Origin of the sequence: Xanthomonas campestris pv. phormiicola (assembly GCA_025666215.1) — a bacterium.
Classification (GTDB): Bacteria; Pseudomonadota; Gammaproteobacteria; order Xanthomonadales; family Xanthomonadaceae; genus Xanthomonas_A; species Xanthomonas_A campestris_A.
In genome coordinates this window covers 318,287-336,437 of sequence record CP102593.1, presented here as the reverse complement: position 1 = coordinate 336,437, position 18,151 = coordinate 318,287, and the positions used below count along the sequence as shown (strand labels likewise).

Sequence of the window (18,151 nt, the reverse complement as noted above, 5' to 3'; positions counted from 1 at the left end):
CGTCAGATCACCGTCAGGTTCGCGTACGCCATCACCAGCCACTTCGCGCCGACCTCGTCGAACTGCACCTGCACCCGCGCGTGCGCGCCGTTGCCTTCGTAGTCGATGACCACGCCGCCGCCGAACTTGGGGTGCTGCACGTTGGCGCCGAGCCGGATCGCCGGGGCTTCGATGACACTGTGGCCGGGATTGCGCGGCGCGCCCAGCGAGGCGCTGCGCGAGACCTGCACCTTCGGCCGCACTTCGTGCAGCAGCTCGCGCGGGATCTCGCGCAGGAAGCGCGAAGGCACGTTATAGTTGTCCTGGCCATGGATGCGCCGCGATTCGGCATAGCTGAGCACCAGCTTGTGGCGGGCGCGGGTGATGCCGACGTAGGCCAGGCGCCGCTCTTCCTCCAGCCGCCCGCTCTCTTCCAGCGAACGCGCGCTGGGGAACAGGCCATCCTCCATGCCGACCAGGAACACCAGCGGGAACTCCAGCCCTTTGGCCGAATGCAGCGTCATCAGCTGCACGCCCTCTTCGCCGGCCTGGGCCTGACCTTCGCCGGCCTCCAGCGAGGCGTAGGCCAGGAACGCGACCAGTTCGGTCATTGCCTGGCGGCCTTCGTCGGCGTCGGCGTCGTTGTCGGCGCGCACGAAGCGCGAGGCGACCGAGACCAGTTCGTCGAGGTTGTCGGTGCGCGATTCCGAATCCAGCCCGCCGCGGCTTTCCTTGCTCCAGTGCTCGCGCAGCGCCGAACGCGCCAGCACCTGGTCGATCTGCTCGGGCAGCGGCAGCTCGGCCACTTCGGCGGACAATTGCTCGATCAGCCCCAGGAACTGCGCCAGCGCATTGCGCGCGCGCGCCGCCAGGTCGCCGCCCGCTTGCGCGGCCTGTTGCGCGGCGGCCCACAGCGACAGCGACTGCGCGCGCGCCAGGCGCCGCACTTCGTCCAGGGTGCGGTCGCCGATGCCGCGCGTGGGCGTGTTCACCGCGCGCTCGAACGCCGCGTCGTCGGCGCGGTTGGCGACCATGCGCAGGTAGGCCAGGGTGTCCTTGATTTCGGCGCGCTCGAAGAAGCGCATGCCGCCGTAGACGCGGTACGGCACCTGCTCGGCGATCAGCGATTCTTCGAACGCGCGCGACTGCGCGTTGCTGCGGTAGAGCACCGCCGCCTCGCTGTAGCTGCCGCCGTCGCGCACCCACTGGCGCACGCGCTCGACCACGTAGCGCGCCTCGTCGATCTCGTTGTAGGCCGCATACAGGTCGATCGGGTCGCCGTCGCCCGAATCGGTCCACAGCTGCTTGCCGATGCGGTCCGGGTTGTGCGCGATCACCGCGTTGGCGGCGTTGAGGATGTTGGCGCTGGAACGGTAGTTCTGCTCCAGGCGGATGGTCTGCGCGTTCGGGAAATCCTTCAGGAAGCGCTGCACGTTCTCGACCTTGGCGCCGCGCCAGCCGTAGATCGCCTGGTCGTCGTCGCCGACCACGAACACGCGCCCGGTCTCGCCGGCGAGCACGCGCACGAACGCATACTGGATCGCGTTGGTGTCCTGGAACTCGTCGACCAGGATCTCGCTGAAGCGGCTGCGGTAATGCGCCAGCAATGCCGGATTGTCGCGCAGCAGTTCGTGCGCGCGCAGCAGCAGCTCGGCGAAATCGACCAGGCCGGCGCGATCGCAACGCTCCTGGTACAGCGCGTAGGCGCTGCGCAAGGTGGTGGTCCACTCGTCGCGCGGCTCGGGCTGGATGTGCTGCGCGCGCCGGCCCTCGTCCTTCTGCTGGTTGATCCACCACACAATCTGCTTGGGCGGGAACTTGCCCTCGTCCAGTTCCAGCTGCTGCACCACGCGCTTGACCAGCCGCAGCTGGTCGTCCGAATCCAGCACCTGGAAGCTTTCCGGCAGCTTGGCGTCGGTCCAGTGCAGGCGCAGCAGGCGGTGCGCCAGGCCGTGGAAGGTGCCGATCCACATGCCGCGGCTGCCGTTGCGCAGCTGCAGGTCGGTGCGGTGGCGCATCTCGCCAGCCGCCTTGTTGGTGAAGGTGACCGCAAAGATGCCGTGCACCGGCACGCCGTGGACTTCGTTGAGCCAGGCGATGCGGTGGGTGAGCACGCGCGTCTTGCCGGACCCGGCGCCGGCCAGGACCAGGTAATGGCCGGACGGGGCGGAGACGGCCTCGCGCTGGGCGGGGTTCAGATCATCGAGCAAATGGGAGACATCCACCCGGGCATTTTACGCCATGTGCGGGAGCCGGGACCGGCCCTGGCCCCCTACGACGCCAGCAACGCCTGCGCCTGCTGCTGCGCCTGCACGCGCAGTTCCGGGATCGCCAGGCTTTCCCACAGGCTGCCGATGCGCAGGCTGCCGAGCACGCGGATGCGCGCATCGACATGGCCGTCGGCATCGAGCAGCGCGCCATCGGGTGCGGTGGCCACGCCGATGCCGTGCGGGCCGGGCGCGGCGTGGCCGCAGCCCAGCAGCTGGTGCAGCAGCGGGTTGCGCATGGTCTGCGCGCGCAGTTCCACGCCGGTGGCGTTGACCAGGTAATGCGCGTCCAGTTGCAGCGCCAGGCCATCGGGACCGACCGCGTTGACCTGCACGCAGGCACCGACCGGGAACACCGTGTCCAGCCGCGCGCGGTGCACGCGCAACTGGCCGACCCGGCGCATCGCCTGCAATTGCGCGAACACCGGTGCGGCGATGCGGTGCCGGTGCGCGTCCCAGTAGCGCACGGCATGGCGCAGGAAGCGCCGCTGGTCGGTGGCCGACAGCGACTGCCACAGCGTCTGGCCCAGCGGCCGCAGCCGCTCCATCACGCCCTGCCAGGGCAGGCCGCGCGCCTGCGCCGCGGCCGCATGCCGGCGCAGCGCGCGCAGGCGCTGGCGCAACGGCAGCGCCAGCAACGGCTGCGGGTCGAAGTCGGCCGCGGCGTGGCCGGCATGCCCGGCATGCGGCAGCGGCAATATTGCGTGCCGCGAGATCACGTGCACCGGGCCGCGGTGCGCATTGGCGAGCAGGGTCAGCACGCTGTCGGCCATGCTCAGGCCGGCGCCGACGATGCACACCGTGGACTCGCGCGGGATCGCGCGCAGCTGTTCGTAGTGCCAGGCGTCCACGCGCACGTGCGCGGGCAGGCTGGCCGCACCGCGCGCCGGCAACGGGCGCAGGCTGTTGCCCAGCGCCAGCACCGTCGCCTGCGCGCGCAGCGTCGCCCCATCCTGCAGGTGCAACGCCTGGCCGCGCGCGTCCCGGTCCAATGCCACCACCCGCTGCTGCCGCCACTGCAAGTGCGCCAGGCTTGCGGCCTGCGCCTGCGCCAGCCGCGCGCGCAGGTAGTCGGCGTAATGGCGGCGCTGCACGTAGGCCTGCGCCAGCGCGTCGCGTTGCAGCGCCGGATACAGCCCCTGCTGCTGCAGCCAGTCGAGGAAGTCGTCGGGCAGCTCGGCGAAGGCGCTCATGCGCCCGGCCGGCACGTTCAGCAGGTGCTCCGCGCACGGCGTCGCATAGGCCACGCCCTGCGCCAGCGCCGCCTGCGGTTCGATCAGCTGCAGCCGCAGCGCCTGCGTGGCCTGCCGCAGCAGGTGCAGCGCCACCAGCGTGCCGGCCGCGCCGCCGCCGACGATGGCGATATCGCAGTCGCAGTCGCCATCGGATGCGGTGGGCAAGAGGTCGCTCATACCGGCGATTGTAAGGGATGCCCCCGCCGGCTCCGCCCGCGGCTAAGAACCATCGCTCATGTCGGCGCGAACATCGCGCATGGCGGCGACATCATGCTGTCATGTGCGCGCGCATTCACATCAACGCATCGGCCAGGCGGGCGATGCCTTCGCGGCTGCGCCGCCAGGTGGGCCGCTTGCGCCAGTCCTGCAGCGACAGCGCGCGCGCATCGGCCAGATAATCGGCCTCCACCGCGCGCAGCCGCTGCACCACCTCGGCGCAGTAGCACAGCACGCCGATCTCCGCGTTCAGCGCGAAGGAGCGGATGTCCAGGTTGATCGAGCCGACCAGGGCGATGCCCTCGTCCACGCTCAGGTGCTTGGCATGCAGGAAGCACGGCCGGTACAGCGCGATCTTGACCCCGCTGCGCAGCAGTTCGTCGTAGTAGGCCTCCTGCGCCCAGGCGGTGAGCCGCTGGTTGCTGCTCTCCGACAGGATCAGCTGCACGTCCACCCCGGACAGCGCGGCGATGCGCAGCGCGCTGAGCGTGGCCTCGTCGGGCACGAAGTACGGCGTGACCATCACGATCCGCCGCCGCGCCAGGTGGATCAGCGCATTGACCGCATCGCGCGCGTTCTCGAACGGATACGCCGGGCCGCTGGGCAGCAGTTGCGTGGCGGTGTCGGCGCCGTGCACCGCGGTGCCGTCGGCCACGCGCAGGCGCTGCCCGGTCTCGATGAACCAGTCGCTGGCGAACACCGCCTCCAGGTGCCCGACCACCGGCCCCTGCAGGCGCACCACCAGTTCGCGGTTGGGGTGGCCGCGCACGAAGTCGGCCGCGGCCAGGTTCTGCGAACCGGTGTAGCCGACGCGGTTGTCGATCACCGCGATCTTGCGGTGGTTGCGCAGGTCCATGCGCCCGCTGCGGCGCCAGCGCAGCCCGCCCGGCAGCAGCGCCTGCACCTCGATGCCTGCGGCGCGCAGCCGCTTGCGGTAGCGGCGCAGGCCGCGCTTGCCGCCGCGCGCATCGAGCAGCAGGCGGCAGCGCACGCCGCGCGCGGCGGCACGCAGCAACGCGGCCACGACCGCATCGCCGACCGCATCGTCGAACATCAGGTAGTACAGCAGGTGCACACGCTCCACCGCCGCGTCGATGTCGTCGAGCAGCGCCTGCAACGAGTCCTCATAGCGATCCAGCAATTCCACGGTGTTGCCGTGGGTGGGCATGAAGTCGCCCTGGCGCTCGATCAGCGGCACCACCTCGGCGATCGCGGTGTCGGCGGGCGGGGTCCAGCGCAGCGCGGTCATCGGCACCTGCTGCTCGCGGATCACCTGCGAGGCCTGCGCCTGGCGCTGGATGCGCTCGCGCGACAGCCACGGGTGGCCCAGCAGCAGGTACAGCGGCAGGCCGAGCACCGGCACGAAGCCCACCAGCAGCAGCCAGCTGCGCGCCGCCCCGGGCGTGGTGCGCGCAGGAATCCACAACAACGCCACCAGCCGGATCAGCCAGTCCAGCGCCAGCAGCCAGGTGCCTTCCAACCAGAACGGCAGCATCGCGACCCTTTCGCACGCCAAGTCGCCCGATTCTGCGGGCTGCGGCGGCAAACGCAACCATTGCGTGCCGTGCCGCGGCTGGCGGCGCGCGCCGGGCGCCTGCCTGGCGCCACGGCGCCGGCCTGCAGCCGGCACAGAATGCGCGGACCCCAGACGCACGAAACCCGCCTTGCGGCGGGTTCCGTGTCGACCTCGAAAGGCGATCCAGCGATCAGCCGATCACTTGATCTTGCCTTCCTTGTACAGCACGTGCTTACGCACGACCGGGTCGTACTTCATCATTTCCATCTTCCCCGGAGTGTTCTTCTTGTTCTTGTCCGTGGTGTAGAAGTGGCCGGTGGCGGCCGAGGAAATCATACGGATCTTGTCACGCTTGCCTGCCATGATTGTTTACTCCTCAGACCTTTTCGCCGCGCGCGCGCAGCTCTTTCAGAACGGCATCGATCCCGTTCTTGTCGATGGTGCGCAACGCATGCGCGGAGACACGGAGCTTGATCCAGCGGTTCTCGCTGGCGACCCAGAAGCGGCGCTCGTGCAGGTTGGGCAGGAAGCGGCGACGGGTTCTGTTGTTGGCGTGGGAGACGTTGTTACCCGTCTGCACACGCTTGCCGGACACTTGGCATACGCGGGACATTACGCACCTCGATAAGTTAGGAAGTCCGGCCATGGATGGCCGGGCTCTTGCGGACGGATCCGCAATTGGTGTCGCCCATAGCCTGGGAGACGACGGCCCCGGCAGCCTTGCGGCCGCCACGCGACGTGGGAAATCAAGCGGTTACGCTGGGAGAGGCCGGCCGGAGATCGCGTGTCCGGCCGCCGGCCCGACAGCAGCCGGGCACAGCGAGCCGCGCATTATGCACGGCTTTCCCTTGTATCGCAAGCACTTACCGGCGCCGCGCGGGCCTGGCGCAGTTCCGCCCAGGCGCGCCGCGCCACCTGCCAGGCCGAGCGCAGGAACAGCAGCAGCAACGCCGCGGCGATCAGCAGGTCCGGCCAGCCGGCGCCGAAGGCCCAGACCGCGACGCTGGCCGCGATCACCGCCACGCCCTCGTAGACGTCGTTGAGCGAGCACGCCCAGGCCGAGGCCAGGTTGATGTCGCCGCGGCGGTACGGCCACAGCAGGCGCAGGCACAGCAGGTTGGCGGCCAGGTTCAACGCCGCGGCCACGCCCATGCTCTCGAACAGCGGCAGCTGCGGGTGCAGCAGCTTCCAGCCGATGCCGGCGGCCACCGCCAGCGCCGCGGCCAGGATCAGCGCGGCCTTGAGCAGCGCCACCCGCGCCTTCGCCGCCAGGCTGGCGCCGACCACGGCCAGGCTCAGCGCATAGGTCAGCGCATCGCCGAGGTTGTCCAGGCTGCCGGACAGCAGCGAGGCAGAACCGCTATGCCAGGCGCTGCCCAGCAGCATCGCGAAGGTGCCGGCGTTGATCGCCAGCACCCACCACAGCACCTGCCGCTGGCGCGCCTGCAGCGCCGCCACGTCCAGGGTCTTGCCGCACCCGCAGCAACTGTCGGCCATGGATCACCTCGCAAGGGTCGGGGCGGCCGCCGCTGCGGACGCCGATGCGGCATTGTCGCGCCGGTGCAGCCAGCGGTACAGCACCGGCAGCACCAGCAGGGTCAGCAGCGTGGAGGAGACGATGCCGCCGATCACCACCGTGGCCAGCGGCCGCTGCACCTCCGCGCCGGCGCCGACGTTGAACGCCATCGGCACGAAGCCCAGCGCCGCCACCAGCGCGGTCATCAGCACCGGCCGCAGCCGCGCCAGGGCGCCTTCGCGCAACGCCTGCGCCAGCGCCAGCGCCAGGCCGTCCTCGCGCAGCTTGCGCACGAAGGCGATCATCACCAGCCCGTTGAGCACCGCCACCCCGGACAGCGCGATGAAGCCGACCCCGGCGGAGATCGACAGCGGGATGCCGCGCAGCGCCAGCGCGACCACGCCGCCGGTCAGCGCCAGCGGTACGCCGCTGAACACGATCGCCGCGTCGCGCAGCGAGCCGAACGACCAGTACAGCAGCGCGAAGATCAGCAGCAGCGTGGCCGGCACCACCCAGGCCAGGCGCTGCCCGGCCGAGATCAACTGCTCGAAGGTGCCGCCGTAGCCGATCCAGTAACCGCTCGGCAGGGCGACCTCGGCAGCGACGCGGCGCTGCAGCTCGGCGACGAAACCGCCGAGGTCGCGGTCGCGCACGTTGGCGGTGACCACGATGCGGCGCTTGCCGTCCTCGCGGTTGATCTGGTTCGGCCCCAGCACCGTTTCGACTTTCGCCACCTCGCGCAGCGGCACGGCGATCGGCGCGCCGCTGCGCCAGCCGGGAGCGCGGCTGGATTCGTCGGCATCGCCACGCTCGCCGTCGCCGCGCAAGGGGATCGGCAGGTCGGCCAGTGCCGCCGGGTCCCGGCGCAGCGCTTCGGGCAGGCGCACCACGATGGCGAAGCGGCGGTCGCCCTCGAACAGCTGCCCGGCGTCCTGCCCGCCCACCGCGGCCGCCACCGTGTCCTGCACCACGCCGGGATTGAGGCCGTAGCCGGCCAGCGCGGTGCGGTCCGGGACCACGGTCAGCATCGGCAGGCCGGTGGCCTGCTCGAGCTTGACGTCGGCCGCGCCGGGCACGTCGCGGGCGACCTCCTCGATGCGCCGGCCGACCTCCACCAGCGTGTCCAGGTCGTCGCCGTAGAGCTTGATCGCCACGTCCGCGCGCACGCCGGAGATCAGCTCGTTCATGCGCATCTGGATCGGCTGGGTGAACTCGTAGTTGTTGCCGGGCAGCTGCCGCACCGCCGCCTCGATCTCGGCCAGCAGCTGCGCCTTGGGCTTGCGCGGATCGGGCCATTGCGCGCGCGGCTTCATGATCAGGAAGGTGTCGGCCACCGACGGCGGCATCGGGTCGGTGGCGACCTCGGCGGTGCCGAGCTTGCCGAACACGTGCGCCACTTCCGGGAACCGCTTGATCCGCCGCTCCAGCGTGGACTGCATGGCGATCGCCTGTTCCAGGCTGGTGCCGGGGATGCGCAGCGCATGCAGGGCGATGTCGCCTTCGTCGAGGTTGGGGATGAACTCGGTGCCCAGCCGCGTGGCCAGCACGCCGCACAGCAGCACCAGCGCCAGCGCGCCGGCGCCGATCCAGCGCGCGTGGCGCAGCGCGCCGTCCAGCAGCGGCGCATACGCCTGCCGTGCCCAGCGCATCGCGCGGTTCTCGTGCTCGGCGACCTTGCCGCCCAGGGTCAGCGCGATCGCCGCCGGCACGAAGGTCAGCGACAGCAGCATCGCCCCGGTCAGCGCCAGCACCACGGTGATCGCCATCGGGTGGAACATCTTGCCTTCGATGCCGGTCAGCGCGAACACCGGCAGGTACACCGCGGCGATGATGCCCACGCCGAACAGGCTGGGGCGGATCACCTCGGCGGTGGCCTGCGCGGTCAGCTCGAAACGTTCGGCGGCGCCGAGCACCCGGCCCAGGCGCTGCTGCGCCTGGCCGAAGCGGCTCAGGCAGTTCTCCACGATGATCACCGCGCCATCGACGATCAGCCCGAAATCCAGCGCGCCCAGGCTCATCAGGTTGCCGGACACGCCGCCGCGGACCATGCCGGTGAGGGTGAACAGCATCGCCAGCGGGATCACCGCCGCGGTGATCAGCGCGGCGCGGAAATTGCCCAGCAGCAGGAACAGCACCGCGATCACCAGCAGCGCGCCCTCGACCAGGTTCCTGGCCACGGTGGCGATGGTGCGGTCGACCAGCGCGGTGCGGTCGTACACCGGCACCGCCTGCACGCCCGGCGGCAGGCTGCGGTTGGCCTGCTCGAGCCGGGCCGCCGAGGCCTGCGCCACCGCGCGGCTGTTGGCGCCGACCAGCATGAACACCGTGCCCAGCACCACCTCGCTGCCGTCCTGGGTGGCGGCGCCGGTGCGCAGCTCCGGTCCCTCGCCGACCTCGGCCACGTCGCGCACCCGGATCGGCACGCCTTCGCGCCGGTCCAGCACGATCGCGCCGATCTCGGCGATGCCGCTGACCTGCCCCGGCACCCGCACCAGGAACTGCTGGCCGTTGCGTTCGATGTAGCCGGCGCCGACGTTGCGGTTGTTGGCCTCGACCGCGCGCGCCACGTCGTCCAGGGTGAACCCGAGCGCGACCAGCCGCGCCGGATCCGGGGTGATGTGGATCTGCCGCGCATGGCCGCCGATGGTGTTGACCTCGGTCACGCCCGGCACGTTGCGCAGCTGCGGCCGCACCACCCAGTCCTGCAGCGTGCGCAGGTCGGTGGCGGTCCACGCCGTGCCGTCGGGCTTGCGCGCGTTCGGCCTGGCCTCGACCGTGTACATGAAGATCTCGCCCAGGCCGGTGGCGATCGGCCCCAGCTGCGGTTCCAGCGCCGGCGGCAACTGCGATTTGACCTGCTGCAGGCGCTCGGCCACCTGCTGTCGCGCGAAGTACAGGTCGGTGCCGTCGGCGAACACCGCGGTGACCTGCGACAGCCCGTAGCGCGACAGCGAGCGGGTGGATTCGAGCCCGGGCAAGCCGGCCAGCACCGTCTCCAGCGGGAAGGTGACGCGCTGCTCGGCCTCCAGCGGCGAGTAGCCGGGCGCAGCAGTGTTGACCTGCACCTGCACGTTGGTGATGTCCGGCGTGGCGTCGATCGGCAGGCGCGAGAAACTCCATGCGCCGATGGCGATCAACACCCCGGTCAGCGCCAGCATCAGCCAGCGCTGCGCGATGGCGAAGCGGATCAGCTTAGCGAGCATGGCGGCGGCCTCCGTTGGTCGAGGACGCTGCCTTTGGAACCGTCATGCCGGTGACGGTGTTGCCTTGGCTGTTGCTTCTTGCTTCTGCCTTGCCGGACCCCTTCGGTGTGGCGCGGGCACGAGGCAAAAACCCGAAGGGTGGCGCGCAGGCTGCGCGCCGTTTTTCGCAGGCACAGCGATGTGCCTGCGAAAAATGCCTCGTGCCTGCGCGGACCCGCGCGTCGCGCGGGCACACCGCAGGCTGTGCTGTCTTTTGGTTACTTTGATCAGCCTGCGGCTGCTGTAGCGCTTTCTTTGCCCAAGCAAAGAAAAGTGACTCGCGCCCGCAAGGGCGAGAGAGCTGTTGTTCTCGTTGCCGAAGCCCGGTCCCTTCCGCCCCCGTTTCAAGCAACGGAAAACCAAGCACCACGTACGACGTGGAAAAAGAAGCCATCGAAAAACAGGACAAGCGATCAATGCTCATGCGCCGCCCCCGACTTGTCGATGTCCGCCTTGACCAGGTAGCTCTGCTCCACCACCACCTCGTCGCCGGCCTGCAGTCCGGACAGCACCTGCACCTGGTGCGCATCGCGCGCGCCGAGCCGCAGCGGCCGCGCCTCGTAGGTCTCGCCGACGCGCACGAACGCCACGTCCCAGTCGCGGAAGGTCTGCAAGGCGGTCACCGGCACCACCAGGTCCGCCGGCTGCTGCGCCACCGTGACCCGCGCCTTCACCGCCGAGCCCGGCCGCCACAAGCCATCTGCGTTGCGCAGCACCGCCCGCGCCACCGTGCTCTGGCTGGCCGTGGCGGTCCCCGGCAACACGCGTTCCAGCGTGGTCTGCGCGACCGCGCCGTCGCTGATCCGGGTCACCGTCACCGGCGCGCCGGCGGCGATGTGGCCAGCATCGGCGCCGAAGATGTGCAGGTCCACCCACAGCGTGGACAGGTCGGCGATCTCGAACAGCGCCTGGCCCTCGGCGGCGCTGCTGCCGACGCTGGCGTTGCGCGCCAGCACCGTGCCGGCGATCGGCGCGCTGATCGTGTAGGTGGTCAGGCTCAGGTTGCTTTCCACCGTGGCCAGCGCCTGCCCGGCGCGCACGCGGTCGCCGACATTGGCGCGCAGGCTGCGCACCGGGCCGGGGAAGCGCGCGGTGGCCTGCGCCTGGGCGCCTTCGGCCGGGGTCAGCAGACCCTGCACCTCGTGCTCGTCGGCGATGCTGCCGGGGCCGACCGGGGCCACGCGGATGCCCGCATCGGCAGCGATCTTCGCCGCGATCCCGGTGCGGCCTTCGTAGCTGGGATAGGTCCAGCGCAGCGCCTTGCCCTGCACCGTGGCGCGCACCTCGACGTCGAACGAATGCGGCTCGCGCACCACGCTGTCGGCCAGCAGGCTGCCGTCGTCGCGCGCGCGCAGGCGGTAGGTCTCGGCGACGCCACCCAGGCGCTTGAGTTGCACCTCGACGCTGCCGGCGCCAGGCGGCAACGGCTTGCCGTCGCGGTACAGCCAGGCCCGGTAGGTCGGCGGCGTGCCGTCCTCGGCGATCGCCAGTTCGACCGCGACGCCGTCCTGTTCGAGCAGGCGGCCGCCATGCGCGCCCTTGCGCGCTTCCTCGGCATGGGCTTGGCCGGCGGCGCCATGCGCGTCGGTGTCGTCGTGGCTGGCGTCGTCGCCGCTGGAGCAAGCGCCGAGCAGCAGCGCAAGCAGCAGCGGCGCGAGCAGCGCGGCAGAGTCGAATTTCATCGTAGGCAGTCCTGAGAGACGCCGGCGACAGGCGCCAGGCGTCGGAAGAAGGGGATCGCGGGTCATGGCGCGCGAAACAGTGCGCGGCGCGCACGGCGGCAATGCCAGCGGCGGATCGCTGCACTCGGTCGCGGCAACCTCCGTGCCTGCACCGCGCATGGAATTGCCCGGCGCCACGCATCGCGGCAGCAGCGCATGCTGCGCGTGACGCAGGCGCAGCGACCGGTGCAGTAACGCCGATTCCCCAAGCACGGTCGCGCCGGTCGGCAAGCGGTGGCAGCAAACACCGGCGGCGCCGCCGATCATCTGCCGTGCGTGCGGCGACGGTGGATGTCCGGGCGACGGTGCGACGGCGGCGCACGCCGGCGCACGACGGATGCGCAACAGCAGCGGACGGCTCATCGCGCCACCTGCGCCGCGGGCGCGAGCACGAATGGCTGCCCGGTCAGGCGCTGGATCTCGATCAGCGCGGTCTGCGCCTCGATCGCCGCGGCCAGCTGCTGCCGCCGCGCATCGCCGTGCTGGGCCTGCAGCTGCGCCCATTCCAGATAGCTGATCGCACCGCCGCGATAGGCGCGCTCGGCGGCGGCCTCGGCGCGCGCCAGTTTCGGCAGCACGTCGTCGTGCATGCGCGCCACTTCCAGTTGCGCGGCGCGGTAGCGGCCGTGCGCGTCGGCGAGCGTGGAGTACAGCGCCAGCGCCTGGGTTTCGCGCTCCACGCCGAGCAGGTCGCGCTCGGCCTCGGCGGCGCGGATCTCCGGCTGCGCGCGCGCCGCGCTGCCCAACGGCAGCGAGATCCCGGCCAGCAGCGCGGTGGCGTCGCCGTCCTGCAGCCGGCGCACGCCGAACTGCCAGTCCAGGTCCGGCCGCGCCTGGCTGCGCGCCAGCCGTAGTCGCGCCTCGCGCACGCGCGCCTGCCCGCCGAAGCGGGCCAGCTCCGGGGTGGCATCGAGCAGCGCGGCCAGCAGGTCGAAGTCCGGCACTGCCGGCAACGCCAGGGGATCGCCGGTCACCTGCGCGAAGCCGGGATCGCGTTCGCCCCACAGCACCGCCAGATGGCGGCGCGCGGCGGCGTGCTCCTGCTGCGCGCGGTCGCGCTCCAGTTCCGCACGCGCCTGCAGCGCCTGCGCGGTCAGCAGCACCGATTCGGGCGAGGCGCCGGCCTGCAGCCGCTGCCGCGCCGCGGCCACCGTGCGCTGGCGCTGCGCCAGGTCGGCGGCGGCGATGGTCTGGCGCTGCGCGGCAGCGGCGATCGCCAGGTAGCGGCGCGCGACCTCGGCGAGCAGGTCCAGCCGCGCCAGTTCGCGCTGCGGCGCCAGCGCGTCGATGCGCGCCTGCGCCAGCGTGCGACGCGCGTCGAGCTTGCCGCCGCGTTCGAGCATGCCGGCCAGGCTGACGGTCAGTTCGGCCTGGTCCAGGCCGCGTGCGGGGCCGCTACCGAAGGCATTCTCCAGTTCGGCGCCCAGGCGCAGCGGCGGACGCAGCGCCTCGCGCTCGGCCTCGGCGGCGAGCACGCGGCGCTGGCCGTCGGCCAGGCGCAGGTCGGGATGGGTCCGGGCGACGCGGGCGAAGGCGTCGTCCAGGGTGAGCACAGCATCGGGCGGCACGGCCTGCGCCCACGCGCAGGGCGCGACCGCGAAGGCGGCAACAGCCGCCAGTCGCAACCACATGGGATGTCTCCGGAGTCGGGGATCGATGGACGGGCCGGCAGGCGCCGGCGGTGCATCAAGCCGCGATCGGAGGCCGCAGCGGGGTGTCCAGCAGGTGCGAGCGGTAGTGCTGGTGTCCCGCGACCGGGCGCGGCTGCGCGGCCAACGGCAAGCCCTGCCAGATCAGCGACGACAGCAACGCCGGGCTCTGCCCGTGGCAGTAGCCGCTGTGCATCAGCGCGTGCAGCAGGCCGGCGCCATCGCGTTCTCCGGCGCCATCGCCATCACCGCGGTGTGGCGCTTCTTCGTCCACGTGCGCCTGGTCGTGCGCCAAGGCATGCACATCGCCCAGCGCGCAGGCCACCGGCGCCACCAGCACGCCCAGCGCCAGCATCGCCAGCGCCATCAGGCGCAGCAAGGGGTGGAGCAGGCGGGCACGGCGGATGGACATGGCGCCAGCCTAGCGATGCCGGTGGGGTTACACAATCGCAGGCGGCGCGGATCGCGACGGCGAGGGTCTTTCATCTGACGCTGGCGGCAGGATCTTCATCCGGGCTGAAGGTCGTGCCTTGATGCGCTGCTGACGGGCTTGCCCTCGTCCGATGCCTGGCAGTCGTACCCTCATCCGGCGCGGGTTCTTGCACCCCACGCTGCGCGAGCGGTCGTACCCTCATCCGGCGCTGCGCGCCACCTTCTCCCGAGGGGAGAAGGGAGCGCGCCGGCGGCTATTCGGGCTTGGCCGCGGCGGACTTGCGGGTGGCGGCCTGCTGCTTGCTCTCGGCGATGAACGCGCGCACCTGCTGCTGCAAGACCGGCAGCGGCACCGAGCCCTGCTTCAGCACCGCGTCGTGGAAGGCCTTGATGTCGAAGTCCGCGCCCAGCGCCTGCTCGGCCTCGGCGCGCAGCTTGAGGATGGCGATCTCGCCGAGCTTGTAGCTCAGCGCCTGCCCCGGCCAGGAGATGTAGCGGTCGACCTCGGTGGTGACCTCGTGCTCGCTGAGCGCGGTGTGCTCGCGCAGGTAGGCCAGCGCCTGCTCGCGGGTCCAGCCCTTGTGGTGCACGCCGGTGTCGATCACCAGCCGGCAGGCGCGCCACATTTCGTAGCTGAGCCGGCCGAAGTCCTCGTACGGGGTTTCGTAGATGCCCATCTCCTTGCCCAGCTTCTCGGTGTACAGCGCCCAGCCCTCACCGTAGGCGGAGATGTAGTTCTCGCGGCGGAACGCCGGCTGCGCACCCTGCTCTTCGGCCAGCGCGCCCTGCAGCGAGTGGCCCGGCGAGGATTCGTGCAGGGTCAGCGCCGGCAGGTTGTACAGCGGGCGCGACGGCAGGTTGTAGGTGTTGAGCCAATAGGTGCCGACGCCGCCACGGCCGGCGGTCCAGAACGGCGCGATCTCCGGCGGCACCGGCACGATGGTGAAGCGTCCGCGCGGCAGCGTGCCGATGAACTTGCCGACTTCGCCATCCACGCGCTTGGCGATCCACGCCGCGCGATCGAGCAGTTCCTGCGGCGTCTTGACGTAGAACTGCGGGTCGGTGCGCAGGAACTGCAGGAACGCCGGAAAGGTCTGCTGCCCGGCCGGCGGCTTGAAGCCGACCTGCCGGATGATCGCATCCATCTCCTTCTGGATCCGCGCCACTTCCTGCAGGCCCAGCTGGTGGATCTGCTCCGGGCGCATCTCCAGCGTGGTGTATTCGCGGATCTGCTGCTGGTAGTAGGCCTTGCCGTCGGGCAGCGCCTCGGCGGCGAGCGTGGTGCGCGCCTGCGGCACGTACTCTTCGCGATAGAAGCGCAGCAGCTGCGCGTACGCCGGGATCACCTTGTCGCGGATCGCCGCCTGCGCCTGCTCGCGCAGCGCCTGCTGCTCGGCGGCCGGGATCTGCGCCGGCAGTTGCTTGAACGGCGCGTACAGCGCCGCGGCGGTGGGATCCTTGAGCTCGGCGACGCCGGCGATCGAACCGTCGCGCCCCTCCAGCACCGCGCGCGGTACGCTGAAGCCGCGCTTGAGCCCGGCGCGCATGTTGTCGGTCTGCTGCGCGAAGTAGCGCGGCACGTCGTTTAGCCGCGCGATGTAGGCGCGGTACTCGGCCGGCGTGCGCAGCGTGCGCCGCGCCATGAAGCCCAGGTCCGACCAGAACGAGCTGTCGGAGTTGAACGGCATCTCGTAGGCGCGCAGGCGCACCGCGGCGGCGAGGTTCTCGATCTGCGGGCGGTACACCGCCAGGTTGACCCGGTTGTCGGCCGACAGCTGCGCCGGATCGAGCGCATCGAGCTGGCGCAGCACGTCGTCCCACACCTTCAGCCGCGCCGCCTGCGCCGCCGCGTCGACATCGGGCAGCTGCTGGTTGTCGCCGCTGCTGTCGCTGTCCTCGTCGGCCTGCCCGACCTGCGCCTGCCGCCACTTCCACTCCTTTTCGTAGATGGCCTGGAAGCGGGCATCGGCAGCGGAGGCGGACGCCGCCGCCGGCGGGACGGCCGGCGCTGCAGCCAGCGCCGGCGTGGCGAGTGCGAGCGCGAGCAACAGGGAAGCGGCCAGCGGGGTCTTGGCGATCGGCATGGGCGGCAACGGGCAGATGGGAACAGGATCCCGATGATCGCACTCCGGGCGCGGTGGGGGGTGGGCCGGAAGTCCTGGCACGCGGCTGGCCGGAGACGACGACGCTGAAAGCGGCGACGCGCTGCGCTTCGCCGCAACCAATCGGGCCGAAACAGCTCTGGCCGGCAGCTGCCGCTGGCATTGGGGCTGAAGTTTCTGCCACAGCGCACTCCCGCTGCCGGCGAGTCACTGTGGGAGCGACTTCAGGGCACCTCTAATAACCTCGATTGCAAAAATTCCGCGCTATGCGCATCAATGACTTGCGAGTGCTTTGGTCGAGTTTTTGGGGTTATCAGAGGTGCCCTTCAGTCGCGACGAACGGAGCAGGACAACATCGCCGCCTCGCTGGACGTCGGAACCGACGGCCGGACGCCATCCAAATTCCCGCAATTCATCTGTGTGCCTCATCCGGATCATGGCGTCGCGGCAGACACTCCTTCGCCGCCTCCAGCCAGACCGCATCCCAATATGGATATCCGCCAAGCCGGTCCACCAGGCCCGCACGCAACGGATTGGCGACGATGTAGCGCGCACTGGGCAGGATGTCTCGCTCGTGGCGCAGCGCATGGTCGTGAAAGCCCGGCATCCACACCGACCCGCCGCGGCCCCGGGCCAGATTCACCGCCCTGGCCGCCCTGCCCTTGGCGTTCTGCATGACGGCCGACAGTGGGCTCGCCCCATCGAGCAGGAGCAATCCGTGCCAGTGATCGGGCATCAATACCCAGCACAGCAACCGTGCGCAGTTCCAAGTGGCGGGATCGGCAAGACAGGCGGCCGCAGCCCAGGCGCAGCGCCAGTCCTCGAACAGGCGCTGGCGTTCGCAGGTTACCGCCGTCACCAGGTAGAGGCGGCCCGATTCGGTGCAGCGCCCTGCGCGCAACGCGCGAGAGCCGCGGGGAGCTTGCATGTGCATGCCGCCAGCGTCGTCGCTGGGACATGGCGGCGCCATCGGGGATCGACCCGAGGCGCTGTCGGAAAATGCACCGAGCGCGATGGCCGAGCCCGCAAGGCGTCGGGACTGAAGTCCCTCCCACAAGAGGCGCCATGCCGGGAGCTTCAGCCTCGCCTCGGCTTCAGACTGCCCTCGATAGCGATCGCCGTCGCCTCAATGCGACGCGCGGTCGCGGTGCCAGCCGCGGTGCTTGATGTCCAGGTACAGGCTGTAGAAGGCGGTGAAGGCGGGAAACAGGTTCTGCAGCACGCCGACCGAGTCCTGCTTGGCCGAGAACAGGAAGTAGCTCAGCGTCATCAGGCTGCCGACCACGCTCATGTACCAGAACAGGCGCGGGATCACCGGCTTGCCGGCGCGCTTGGAGGCCACGAACTGCACCAGCCAGCGGCCGCCGAACATCAGCGCGCCGATGTAGCCGATCAGCTTCCAGCCGGTGACGTGCAACCCGGTCCAGTACAGCGCCTGGATCGGTTCGTTGAGGAAGTGCGTTTCCATCTCAGCGTTCCTGCACCATGGTGCGGCGGCTGCGCGCGATCAGCCAGGCCACGCCGCGCAGGTCGCGGATGCCGACCAGGGCGCGGTTGAGGTTGTTGTACTTGGACACGCCGGAGGTGCGGTGGCGGTGGTTCACCGGCACGCTCACGGTGCGCCAGCCGGCGCGCTGCATCAGCGCCGGCAGGTAGCGGTGCATGTGGTCGAAATACGGCAGGTCCAGGAACGCCGCGCGCTCGAACAGCTTGATGCCGCAGCCGGTGTCCGGGGTGTCGTCGCGCAGCATGCGCGCGCGGATCGCATTGGCCCACTTCGACGCCCAGCGCTTGCTGCCCGAGTCCTGCCGCGACACGCGCCAGCCGGCGAACAGCTTGACCAGCGGGTCGGCGGCGGCGCGCGCGGCGAGCAGCTTGGGGATGTCGGCCGGGTCGTTCTGGCCGTCGCCGTCGAGGGTGGCGATCCACGCGCCGCGCGCGGCCTTGACCCCGTTGCGCACCGCGGTGCTCTGCCCGCTCTGGGTGACGTGGTGCAACACCCGCAGTTCCGGAGTGCTCGCCTTCAGCCCTTCCAGCACCGCCAGGGTGTCGTCGCGCGAATGGTCGTCGACATAGACGATCTCGAAATCGGTCACGCCGCGCAGCGCGGCGACGATCTCGGCCACCAGCGGCGGCACGTTGTCGTGCTCGTTGAACACCGGGACGACGACGGAAAGGGAAGGCTGGCTCATGGCTCGACTGGGCTCGACGGCAACGCAAGGGGGAGACGCGGGAAACGGCGGCGGCGACGCAAAAAAGACCGCGCATTGTGCCCC

General features: G+C 70.8%; 14 protein-coding genes. All 14 read right to left on the bottom strand.

What is annotated here, in order from left to right; translation table 11 throughout:
- Window positions 1-2: 2 nt before the first annotated feature.
- Window positions 3-2,204 carry a DNA helicase II gene (gene uvrD, locus NRY95_01310; GenBank protein UYC16652.1) on the bottom strand — a complete coding sequence of 734 codons (2,202 nt, stop codon included), beginning with the start codon at window positions 2,202-2,204 and terminating at the stop codon, window positions 3-5.
- Between the two features lie 47 nt (window positions 2,205-2,251).
- Window positions 2,252-3,658, bottom strand: coding sequence for an FAD/NAD(P)-binding protein (locus NRY95_01305; GenBank protein ID UYC16651.1), 1,407 nt, complete (start codon window positions 3,656-3,658; stop codon window positions 2,252-2,254).
- A 115-nt stretch (window positions 3,659-3,773) separates the two neighbouring features.
- A complete protein-coding gene (cls, locus tag NRY95_01300; protein ID UYC16650.1) occupies window positions 3,774-5,192 on the bottom strand; it encodes a cardiolipin synthase in 1,419 nt (472 codons plus the stop codon).
- Between the two features lie 219 nt (window positions 5,193-5,411).
- A complete protein-coding gene (rpmG, locus tag NRY95_01295; GenBank protein ID UYC18460.1) occupies window positions 5,412-5,579 on the bottom strand; it encodes a 50S ribosomal protein L33 in 168 nt (55 codons plus the stop codon).
- A 10-nt stretch (window positions 5,580-5,589) separates the two neighbouring features.
- The gene (gene rpmB, locus NRY95_01290) at window positions 5,590-5,826 is read right to left on the bottom strand and encodes a 50S ribosomal protein L28 (GenBank protein UYC16649.1); all 237 of its coding nucleotides are present in this window, start codon (window positions 5,824-5,826) and stop codon (window positions 5,590-5,592) included.
- A 218-nt stretch (window positions 5,827-6,044) separates the two neighbouring features.
- Window positions 6,045-6,710, bottom strand: a complete 666-nt coding sequence (locus tag NRY95_01285; protein ID UYC16648.1) for a cation transporter — start codon at window positions 6,708-6,710, stop codon at window positions 6,045-6,047.
- Between the two features lie 3 nt (window positions 6,711-6,713).
- Window positions 6,714-9,932 (bottom strand): CusA/CzcA family heavy metal efflux RND transporter, encoded by a 3,219-nt coding sequence (locus NRY95_01280; protein ID UYC16647.1) that lies wholly within the window; start codon window positions 9,930-9,932, stop codon window positions 6,714-6,716.
- Window positions 9,933-10,384: 452 nt separating this feature from the next.
- Window positions 10,385-11,653: an efflux RND transporter periplasmic adaptor subunit gene (locus tag NRY95_01275; protein ID UYC16646.1), complete on the bottom strand. Its 1,269-nt coding sequence runs from the start codon at window positions 11,651-11,653 to the stop codon at window positions 10,385-10,387.
- A 398-nt stretch (window positions 11,654-12,051) separates the two neighbouring features.
- Window positions 12,052-13,323: a TolC family protein gene (locus tag NRY95_01270; GenBank protein UYC16645.1), complete on the bottom strand. Its 1,272-nt coding sequence runs from the start codon at window positions 13,321-13,323 to the stop codon at window positions 12,052-12,054.
- 55 nt (window positions 13,324-13,378) lie between these two features.
- Entirely contained in the window at window positions 13,379-13,753 is a 375-nt protein-coding gene (locus NRY95_01265) for a hypothetical protein (protein UYC16644.1), read from the bottom strand.
- A 274-nt stretch (window positions 13,754-14,027) separates the two neighbouring features.
- Window positions 14,028-15,857, bottom strand: a complete 1,830-nt coding sequence (locus NRY95_01260) for a DUF885 family protein (protein UYC16643.1) — start codon at window positions 15,855-15,857, stop codon at window positions 14,028-14,030.
- Window positions 15,858-16,287: 430 nt separating this feature from the next.
- On the bottom strand, window positions 16,288-16,803 hold the full coding sequence (locus tag NRY95_01255) for a transposase (GenBank protein UYC16642.1): 516 nt from the start codon (window positions 16,801-16,803) through the stop codon (window positions 16,288-16,290).
- A 198-nt stretch (window positions 16,804-17,001) separates the two neighbouring features.
- Complete coding sequence (locus tag NRY95_01250) at window positions 17,002-17,343, bottom strand: lipid-A-disaccharide synthase N-terminal domain-containing protein (protein ID UYC16641.1); 342 nt, start codon at window positions 17,341-17,343, stop codon at window positions 17,002-17,004.
- 1 nt (window position 17,344) lies between these two features.
- The gene (locus NRY95_01245; GenBank protein ID UYC16640.1) at window positions 17,345-18,067 is read right to left on the bottom strand and encodes a glycosyltransferase family 2 protein; all 723 of its coding nucleotides are present in this window, start codon (window positions 18,065-18,067) and stop codon (window positions 17,345-17,347) included.
- Window positions 18,068-18,151: the final 84 nt, after the last annotated feature.

Bases quoted from the DNA above. Each gene is read 5' to 3' on its own strand.
- NRY95_01250 (UYC16641.1), bottom strand. From the start codon at position 17,343: ATGGAAACGCACTTCCTCAACGAACCGATCCAGGCGCTGTACTGGACC.
- NRY95_01270 (UYC16645.1), bottom strand. From the start codon at position 13,323: ATGTGGTTGCGACTGGCGGCTGTTGCCGCCTTCGCGGTCGCGCCCTGC.
- NRY95_01275 (UYC16646.1), bottom strand. From the start codon at position 11,653: ATGAAATTCGACTCTGCCGCGCTGCTCGCGCCGCTGCTGCTTGCGCTG.
- NRY95_01260 (UYC16643.1), bottom strand. From the start codon at position 15,857: ATGCCGATCGCCAAGACCCCGCTGGCCGCTTCCCTGTTGCTCGCGCTC.
- cls (UYC16650.1), bottom strand. From the start codon at position 5,192: ATGCTGCCGTTCTGGTTGGAAGGCACCTGGCTGCTGGCGCTGGACTGG.
- NRY95_01265 (UYC16644.1), bottom strand. From the start codon at position 13,753: ATGTCCATCCGCCGTGCCCGCCTGCTCCACCCCTTGCTGCGCCTGATG.
- NRY95_01245 (UYC16640.1), bottom strand. From the start codon at position 18,067: ATGAGCCAGCCTTCCCTTTCCGTCGTCGTCCCGGTGTTCAACGAGCAC.
- NRY95_01255 (UYC16642.1), bottom strand. From the start codon at position 16,803: ATGCAAGCTCCCCGCGGCTCTCGCGCGTTGCGCGCAGGGCGCTGCACC.
- rpmB (UYC16649.1), bottom strand. From the start codon at position 5,826: ATGTCCCGCGTATGCCAAGTGTCCGGCAAGCGTGTGCAGACGGGTAAC.
- NRY95_01285 (UYC16648.1), bottom strand. From the start codon at position 6,710: ATGGCCGACAGTTGCTGCGGGTGCGGCAAGACCCTGGACGTGGCGGCG.
- NRY95_01280 (UYC16647.1), bottom strand. From the start codon at position 9,932: ATGCTCGCTAAGCTGATCCGCTTCGCCATCGCGCAGCGCTGGCTGATG.
- NRY95_01305 (UYC16651.1), bottom strand. From the start codon at position 3,658: ATGAGCGACCTCTTGCCCACCGCATCCGATGGCGACTGCGACTGCGAT.